The sequence below is a fragment of the Pseudomonas sp. UBA5568 genome (assembly GCF_002425525.1).
Lineage (GTDB): Bacteria > Pseudomonadota > Gammaproteobacteria > Pseudomonadales > Pseudomonadaceae > Aquipseudomonas > Aquipseudomonas fulva.
The window spans coordinates 98498-106139 of record NZ_DIMK01000046.1 but is presented as its reverse complement, the minus strand read 5'-3'; the positions used below and the strand labels follow the sequence as shown (position 1 = coordinate 106139).

The window sequence follows — 7642 nt, the reverse complement described above, 5'->3', positions numbered from 1 at the left end:
GGGGCTGGTTTCACGCTTGGTAACACCTTGCGCCTCTATGGCAACTGCCCGGCTGCTACAGTCGAGTCTTCCTACTTGATCTGACATGGAGTGCCTCATGCTGCGAGCATCCGCCCTGGCCATGGTGTGCCTGGCCAGCAGCCCGGCCATTGCCGCCGAATCGCCTACCTATGGCGCCCAGCTCGAAGGGTTCGACTACCCGCATACGCTCAAGCATTTCGACTTCGAATCACAGCGCCAATCGCTGCAGATGGGTTACATGGACGTCCCGGCTTCGGGTAATGCCAATGGCCACACGGTCGTGCTCATGCACGGCAAGAATTTTTGCGCAGCCACCTGGGAAACCAGTATCGATGCCCTGACCAAGGCAGGCTATCGCGTCATTGCCCCTGACCAGATCGGCTTCTGCACCTCCAGCAAACCTGCCCACTACCAGTACAGCTTCCAGCAACTGGCCAGCAACACCCATGCACTGCTCGAACACCTGGGCGTGAAGCAGAGCATCGTGCTGGGGCATTCGACCGGGGGCATGCTCGCCACCCGCTACGCCTTGATGTACCCGCAGCAGGTCACGCGCCTGGCCATGGTCAATCCGATCGGCCTTGAAGACTGGAAAACCCTGGGGGTGCCCTACCGCACCGTTGACCAGTGGTACGACCGCGAACTCAGGCTCGACGCAGCCGGGGTGCGCGAGTACGAGCGCAAAACCTACTATGCCGGCCGCTGGAAACCTGAATATGAGCGCTGGGTGCAGATGCTGGTGGGCCTGAACCAGGGCCCAGGGCACGAACGGGTCGCGTGGAACTCGGCCTTGATCTACGACATGATCTTCACTCAGCCGGTTTATCACGAGTTCAAGGACCTGCAGATGCCGACCCTCTTGTTGATCGGTGACAAGGACACTACGGCAATTGGCAGCGACATCGCGCCACCGCAGCTCAGGGCCAAGCTGGGCAATTACGCCTTGCTCGGCCCGCAGGTGGCCAAGCTCATTCCCAAGGGCGAACTGATCACCTTCGAGGGCATGGGCCACGCGCCGCAGATCGAGGAACCCAAGCGTTTCAACCGCACGCTGATCCAATGGCTGAACCGCTGATCGGGCGCGGCCGCATCAGGCAAAGCGCTGCAGCTGCATTTCACGCAGCCGGCTGAGGGTGCGCTGGTAGGGAAAGGCGAGATACCCCTGCGTGTACAGCGCCTCGAGCGGCACTCCTGCTTCCAGGTACAGCGCCACCCGGCGGTCGTAGCATTCGTCGACCAGGGCGATGAAGCGGCGCACGGCATCGTCCTTGTGCGAGAGTGCCGGCAAGTCGCGGTCGCCCGCTAGTACACGCGAAGCACCGTCCTCCGTGCCGCGGGCAATGCGTCCGGTCTGTTGCTGACCACTTAGAGCCGGTATGTCCGACACCAGGATCGCCGCGAAACGGTCACACAGCACCATGAATTCCTGGGTAGCCATCGGTTGTTCGCACAACGCGTCGAAACGGCACCAGATGGCCTTCGCACTTCGGCGCACTACCTGTACCTGGCGACTCCCCAACATGAGGGGCCGCTCGGTGCCTGGATCGTCTGGGCTCAGCCGCTCGAAGACCGCAGCCAGGTGACTGCCCCGGTCGTCGGTCACCCAGTAGCGCTGGCACGGCAGACCTGGGTGTTGCCGGTGGTCTTGCTCGCCCGCTACCGGCAGCACACGCATGTGCCGCTCGATGGCAGCGATGGCGGGCAAGAAACGTTCGCGGTTGAAACCGTTGCAATACAGTTGGCCGGGCGGTTGATTGGACGTGGCAACCACGACCACGCCCAAGTCGAACAGGACCTGGAACAAACGGCCTAGGATGATCGCGTCGGCAATGTCGCTGACAAACAGCTCGTCGAAGCACAGCACGCGAATCTCGCTTGCCAGCCCCTCTGCCAGCGCCATCAAGGGGTCCGGCGTGCCGTTGAGCTCAAATAACCGACGGTGCACCCAGGCCATGAAATGGTGAAAATGCTGGCGGCGACTCGGCACGGTCAGGCAACGATGAAACTGATCCATCAACCAGGTCTTGCCACGCCCTACTGGCCCCCAAAGGTAAAGGCCGTGCGTGGATCGTCCACGTTCGACAGCCTCGTAGCAGGCCTGGAGCGCCTCGATGGCAAGGCGCTGTGCGGGGTCCACGACAAAGCCCTGGGTTTCCAGGGCTTGCTGGTAGCGCTGCAAGGGATTGGTGGTCATGGCGCATTGTACCTGTCGCCTCCTTGCCGACGACAGTGCTGCTTCAGTCTGGCTGCGCCAGCCCCACCTTCAGCAGCTCGCCATCCTTGTCATCGGTCAACACGTACAGGTAACCGTCTGGTCCTACCCGAACATCACGAATGCGCGCTTTCAAATCGCCCAGCAGGCGCTCTTCGTGTACCACCTTGTCGCCCTCGAGCTGCAGGCGGATCAGCTCCTGCGTGGCCAACGCGCCGATGAACAGGTTGTGATCCCACGCCGTGAACACGGGGCTGTCATAAAATGCCATGCCACTAACCCCGGGCGACTTTTCCCACACGTGGTTCGGATCGACCATGCCATCGACATGTTTACCCTTGGCCTCCGGAATGGGCAGCATCGAATAGTTGATGCCGTGGGTTGCGATGGGCCAACCGTAGTTCTTGCCCGGCTTCGGGATATTGATTTCGTCACCACCGCGGGGACCGTGTTCGTTAGTCCACAAAGCGCCAGTCCAAGGATTCAACGCAGCACCCTGCTGGTTACGGTGGCCAAACGACCAGATTTCCGGCCGCACGTTTTTCTGGCCATAGAACGGATTGTCCTTGGGTACTTCGCCGTCTGGCAGGATGCGCACCACCTTGCCTTGCAGCTTGTCCAGATCCTGAGCCGTCGAGCGCTGATTGTTCTCGCCCAGGGCGATGAACAGGTACCCGTTGCGGTCGAACACCAGGCGCGACCCGAAATGGTTACCCACCGACAGTTTGGGTTGCTGACGGAAGATGACGGTGAAGTTTTCCAGCCGGGCACGATCGGTCGACAGCTGGCCGCGGCCCACAGCGGTCCCCGCCTTGCCGTCGCTGCCCTCCTCGGCATAGGACAGGTAGACCGTGCGGTCCTTGGCGAACTCGGGCGACAAGGCCACATCCAGCAAGCCGCCTTGGCCCTCGGCCCAGACTTTAGGCACGCCATTGATGGCCGGGCCCACCTTGCCTTCGGCGTTGATGACGCGCAGGTTGCCTGGGCGTTCGGTGACCAGCATGTCCTGGCCGCCAGGCAGGAACGCCAGCGCCCACGGCGTACGCAGACCATTGGCCACGGTATCGACGGTAAGGGTGCCCTCTTCACTTTTGAACGTCTGCTGGGCAGCGGCATTGGCCAACAGAGGCGATAACGCGGCAGCGGCCAGGGTAACCAGCCAGGTTGCTCGAGACATGCGAAGTTCCTTTGACATATACAGGGTACTGGAGTCAGGGCGCGCGCGGGTTATCCCGCGGGGGCCGCACAGGCTCCAGATTGGGCGTTTGCTGCTGACGGCGCAGGTTTTCACCGTTGCCGATGCCGCGGTTCTCTACCGTCGGGGTGCGCGGTATGGGCTGGGTAGACGGACCGCGCACAGGCGGCGTCGCCGGGACGCTGCCCTGGCGGCTGTTGGGATTGGCACGCTGTACGGGGCTGTTGTAGGGGTTGTTGCCATTGGCGGCAACGTGCAGCCACGGCTGCGCGGTCGCATGGGTAGGTAGCCAGACGGCCATACCTACTACCAACAACGGTATTGTCAGTTTCATGCTTCACCTCCGTACGAAAACGCCTGGCCTGGTGGCTTTGATAGCCTACGGCGCAAAGGGTTCGAGTCAAAAGGCTTGGCGACGCTAGAGGTGATTCACGATGTTTCAGCCAGCGCCCACTGATCGGGGCGCCGGTGTGGGTTAGGCCGTGCGCAACGACCTCAGTAGGCCAGGCTCCAGGTCAGTGTGTAGGTCCTGCCTCGACCTTGATAATCGTAGAGGTAGGCAGGCCCATAGGTGGGCGCGTAGAACAGCGTCGCACGCTGGCCCCATACGGTGCTGTACTGCTTGTCCAGCAGGTTCTGGACACCTGCGCTGAAGGTGCCGTAATCGGTCTCCTGGCTGCCCAGCAGATCGAGCGTGGTGTAGCCATCGATCTTGTGCTGGGCGTCGTCCTTCAAGCTGAAAGCGCGATTGGCCTGCAGCCGCGCACTGCGCCCGTCATCCTTCCAGCCAATGAAAGCGGTGGCTTTGGACAAGGAGGCATAACGCGCATCGCGCTTGCGCCACCCGCCGCCGTCTGCCTCTTCCTCGGAACGGGTGAGGTGCAGCGTGCCGCCGGCTTCCCAACCTTGGTCGAAGTGGCGCGTGAGTGCCCCCTCGAAGCCAAAGTCGCGACTCTTCTGGTCTTCGACGTCAATGGTGAGGGTTTGCGAATCCACATTGATGATCTTGTCCGACCAGATGTAGTACAGCGCAGCTTGAGCGTCCCACTGCACGTCGGCATAGCGCCAGCCCACTTCCATCTGGCGGCTCTTGATCCCAGCCAGCGGGTTGTCCCCGACACTGAGGCCGGGCTTGCCGTAGTACTTGGCCGGATCGGGCAAGTCAAAGCCTTCACCGTAGTTGGTCCACAGCTGATGGCCGTTCTTGAAGTCGTAGATCGCCCCCAGGTTGTAGAGATTGACCTGGTAGTCGTTACTGCCGCCCGGAACGCCCTTGAAGTCACCCACCTCCACATCCATCTGCTGGCGCCGGGCGCCGCCGGAAAACGTCAGGTTGTCGGTGGCGCGCCATTCGAGCTGGCCATACAGCGAGACCCCATCGACGACATAACTGGGGTAGCGCGCAGCCTTGCTGGCCTTTTCCAGGTCCAGCCCGCCACTTTCGGAGGACACACGTGCATCGAACACGGTTTGGTCAGCGTTGAAACGTTCCCGGTCAATGTCCACGCCATAGGTGAACTTCAGCGTGTCCCACTGCTTGGCGAACAACCCTTTGAGGCTGGTGACCTCGAAGTTCTGCTGCGAGGCTGCAAAATACACCCCGCGCGAGCCGGTGGGTGTCCCTCGGTTGTAGTAAGGGAACGGGTAGAAGTTGTTGTTTTCCTTGCGGTAGGAAGCCTGCAGGTAGAAATCCTGGCCCAGCACATCATTGTGGTGGTAATTGGCGTTGAGCAGCAGGCGCCGGGTGCGTGGGTTCAGGTCGGACGAGTACCCACTGCGCAATTGGGCCTCTTCCAGGTCGGAGGGGCCGTTGTAATTGAGGTTGGGAAACCAGATGCCGGTGCTGCCATGGTTGCCGGAATCGTAGTACTGGGCCAGCAGGTCAAGGCTCTGTTGCTCATCGAACTGCATGCCCAGGCTACCAAGCAGGTCCAGCGTGCGGTTGTATTGCAGGTCGGTCTGGGTATTGTCGATGAAGATCTGATCGCCTGCCCCATCGTAGAACGCCTCGTTCTGCTCGCCGGACACACCAAGACGGGCGGTGAAGCGCTCGTTGCCACCGCTGACCGACTGGGCAAAGCGGGTCGCCAGATCATCGCTGTTGTTGAAGCCGCTGCTGGCGCCGAGCTGGGTTTCGAAATGCGCAGGGCCCGCCTCGCCCTTTTTGGTCACGATATTGATGATGCCCCCGGTCGCACCGCCTCCGTAGATGGCGCTGGCGCCGGACAGTACTTCGACCCGCTGGACGTTGAACGGCGAGATACTGTCGAACTGGCGCGACAGGCCTCGCGAGCTGTTCTGGCTGACGCCATCGATCATCACCAGCACGCTGCGCCCACGCATGTTCTGCCCGTAATTGGTGCGCCCCTCCGGCGCCAGGTCAAGGCCAGGCACCAGTTTGCCGATGGCTTCCTTGAGGCTTACGCCACTGTCGATCTGCTCGCGAAGCTGCTGCTGATCGACCACCCATACGGTGCCTGGGATCTCGCTGATGGCGGTGCTGGTACGCGAGGCCACGCTCACTTCGATCGGCTTGAGGTTGATGGCTTCCAGGGTGGAATCGCGCTTGCGCAGCGTCACCGTGCGCGCATCGGTGAACTGCCAGCTCAAGCCGCTGCCTTCGAGCAACCGCTGCAAGGCGTGTTCGACACTGTAGGCGCCCTGCAAGGTCGGGCTCTGCAGACCCGCCACATCAGCCGTGGTGTACAGCAAATGCAGGCCGGCCTGATCGGCGAAGCGCGTCAACGCCTGGTCCAGCGGCTGCGCCGGGACGCTCAGCTGAACCTGCGCGGTCTGCACCTGCCCTTGCTGTGTCGCCGCAGCGACATGAGCAGGCAGCGTGCCGGCCAACACGGCCAACGCGCCGCACGACATCAATACAGGTGGCAGAAAACGGCAGCGGCTATTCGAGGGCTTGGGCATGAGAGGCACGAGAAAAGCTTCCAGGCAAGTCGTGAGTGGGAATGGTTTGCGGCTTAGCCCCACTACGACGATCCAGCTCACAAGAACTTGCAGTACCGATGGAAACTTTTTCGGATGAGTCTCGAAACGGCCGCTGCGAGGATCAATACACCACTGCGAGCCACGGCAAGTAGGTGACTTTCAGGCCATATCGCTGCTCCAGGGTGCGCAGCATGGCTTGCGGTTCGTCCAGGTCGAACACGCCACTGACCTCAAGACCCGCCAGCTGTTGGTCGGACAACACGATGCGCCCAAGGCGGTAACGCTCAAGCTCAGCGAGCACCTGCCCCAGAGGCTTGCCATTGAAGATCAACTTGCCCCGTTGCCAGGCCAGCTGCGCCTCGGCATCGGGCGCCACGCTCAAGGGCTGGGCGCCCTGCCGAGCAGCCCCCTGGCCAAGCACCACATGCCCGTCGCGCCGCACGCTGAACCTCGCGCCGGTGCCGTCTACCGGCAGCCCTGTCGTTTCGACCACGAAAGGACGGGCATCGGCGGACGTCTCGAACAGCGCTTCGCCAGCCACGACCACCACCCGACGTTCGTGCGCGTCGAATTCCAGCTTTATGGCACTGGCGCTGTTGAGGGTGACACGGGTGCCATCGGGCAAGGTGAGCATGCGCCGCTCGCCGGTACTGGTGTGATAGTCGGACAACCACACAGGTGCCTGCTGCCACGCCATCCAACTGCCCAGCATCAACGCCATGCACGCGGCAACGCCTGCCTTCTGCAGCCATCCCCGGCAGTGCCGCAGCGCCTGGCCGATGTATTTGGCCACCATGCTTTCGGACACGCCGAGCCTTTGCGCGACCTGCCTTTGCGTCAACCCTTCCACGCGGTTGAGCAAGAGCGCCTGACGCGCTTTGGGGGGCAGTTGCAGCAGGGCCTGGTCAAGAATCATCAGGCGCTCGCTCGCCAGCAGCGCCGCCTCCGGTGCCGGCGCGCCACAGGCCACGTGTGCCATGCCCTCGCTGTCGTCGTGGCACGCGGCGAGGCGCTGATCACGACGCAGGGCATCGATCGCAATGTTTCCCGCCACGCGAAAAATGAAGCGGCGCGGGTGCAGCACCGGCACGCCGTGCGCATCGATCTGCGCAAGCCTCAGGTAAGTTTCGTGGGCAACGTCCGCAGCGCGCTGGCGGTCACGCATGCGCCGTGTCAGAAACTGCAACAAGTCGTCATAGTGTTCCTGGAAACTTGCCAGCAGGCCCGGCACGTGAGACGTCAGCATGGTTAGGCAACTACACAGTAAGAGA

At 62.2% G+C, this 7642-nt stretch carries 6 protein-coding genes; 1 reads left to right on the top strand and 5 read right to left on the bottom strand.

Annotated elements, in window-relative coordinates; genetic code table 11:
• The first annotated feature begins 97 nt into the window (after positions 1-97).
• Positions 98-1096: an alpha/beta fold hydrolase gene (locus B2S33_RS14785; RefSeq protein WP_288650575.1), complete on the top strand. Its 999-nt coding sequence runs from the start codon at positions 98-100 to the stop codon at positions 1094-1096.
• A gap of 15 nt (positions 1097-1111) precedes the next feature.
• Here the strand turns inward: B2S33_RS14785 and zapE are convergent, their stop codons facing one another.
• The 5 genes from zapE to B2S33_RS14760 form a co-directional block, all read right to left on the bottom strand.
• The gene (gene zapE, locus B2S33_RS14780; protein WP_288650574.1) at positions 1112-2215 is read right to left on the bottom strand and encodes a cell division protein ZapE; all 1104 of its coding nucleotides are present in this window, start codon (positions 2213-2215) and stop codon (positions 1112-1114) included.
• 43 nt (positions 2216-2258) lie between these two features.
• Positions 2259-3410 carry a PQQ-dependent sugar dehydrogenase gene (locus tag B2S33_RS14775; RefSeq protein WP_027914992.1) on the bottom strand — a complete coding sequence of 384 codons (1152 nt, stop codon included), beginning with the start codon at positions 3408-3410 and terminating at the stop codon, positions 2259-2261.
• Between the two features lie 34 nt (positions 3411-3444).
• On the bottom strand, positions 3445-3762 hold the full coding sequence (locus B2S33_RS14770) for a hypothetical protein (RefSeq protein WP_027914993.1): 318 nt from the start codon (positions 3760-3762) through the stop codon (positions 3445-3447).
• 161 nt (positions 3763-3923) lie between these two features.
• Positions 3924-6350 carry a TonB-dependent receptor gene (locus tag B2S33_RS14765; RefSeq protein WP_197874630.1) on the bottom strand — a complete coding sequence of 809 codons (2427 nt, stop codon included), beginning with the start codon at positions 6348-6350 and terminating at the stop codon, positions 3924-3926.
• Positions 6351-6492: 142 nt separating this feature from the next.
• The gene (locus tag B2S33_RS14760) at positions 6493-7617 is read right to left on the bottom strand and encodes a sigma-70 family RNA polymerase sigma factor (RefSeq protein WP_110607243.1); all 1125 of its coding nucleotides are present in this window, start codon (positions 7615-7617) and stop codon (positions 6493-6495) included.
• Positions 7618-7642: the final 25 nt, after the last annotated feature.

Excerpts from the sequence above, each read along its gene's own strand:
- B2S33_RS14785 (WP_288650575.1), top strand. The coding sequence starts at position 98 with ATGCTGCGAGCATCCGCCCTGGCCATGGTGTGCCTGGCCAGCAGCCCG.
- zapE (WP_288650574.1), bottom strand. The coding sequence starts at position 2,215 with ATGACCACCAATCCCTTGCAGCGCTACCAGCAAGCCCTGGAAACCCAG.
- B2S33_RS14775 (WP_027914992.1), bottom strand. The coding sequence starts at position 3,410 with ATGTCTCGAGCAACCTGGCTGGTTACCCTGGCCGCTGCCGCGTTATCG.
- B2S33_RS14770 (WP_027914993.1), bottom strand. The coding sequence starts at position 3,762 with ATGAAACTGACAATACCGTTGTTGGTAGTAGGTATGGCCGTCTGGCTA.
- B2S33_RS14765 (WP_197874630.1), bottom strand. The coding sequence starts at position 6,350 with ATGCCCAAGCCCTCGAATAGCCGCTGCCGTTTTCTGCCACCTGTATTG.
- B2S33_RS14760 (WP_110607243.1), bottom strand. The coding sequence starts at position 7,617 with ATGCTGACGTCTCACGTGCCGGGCCTGCTGGCAAGTTTCCAGGAACAC.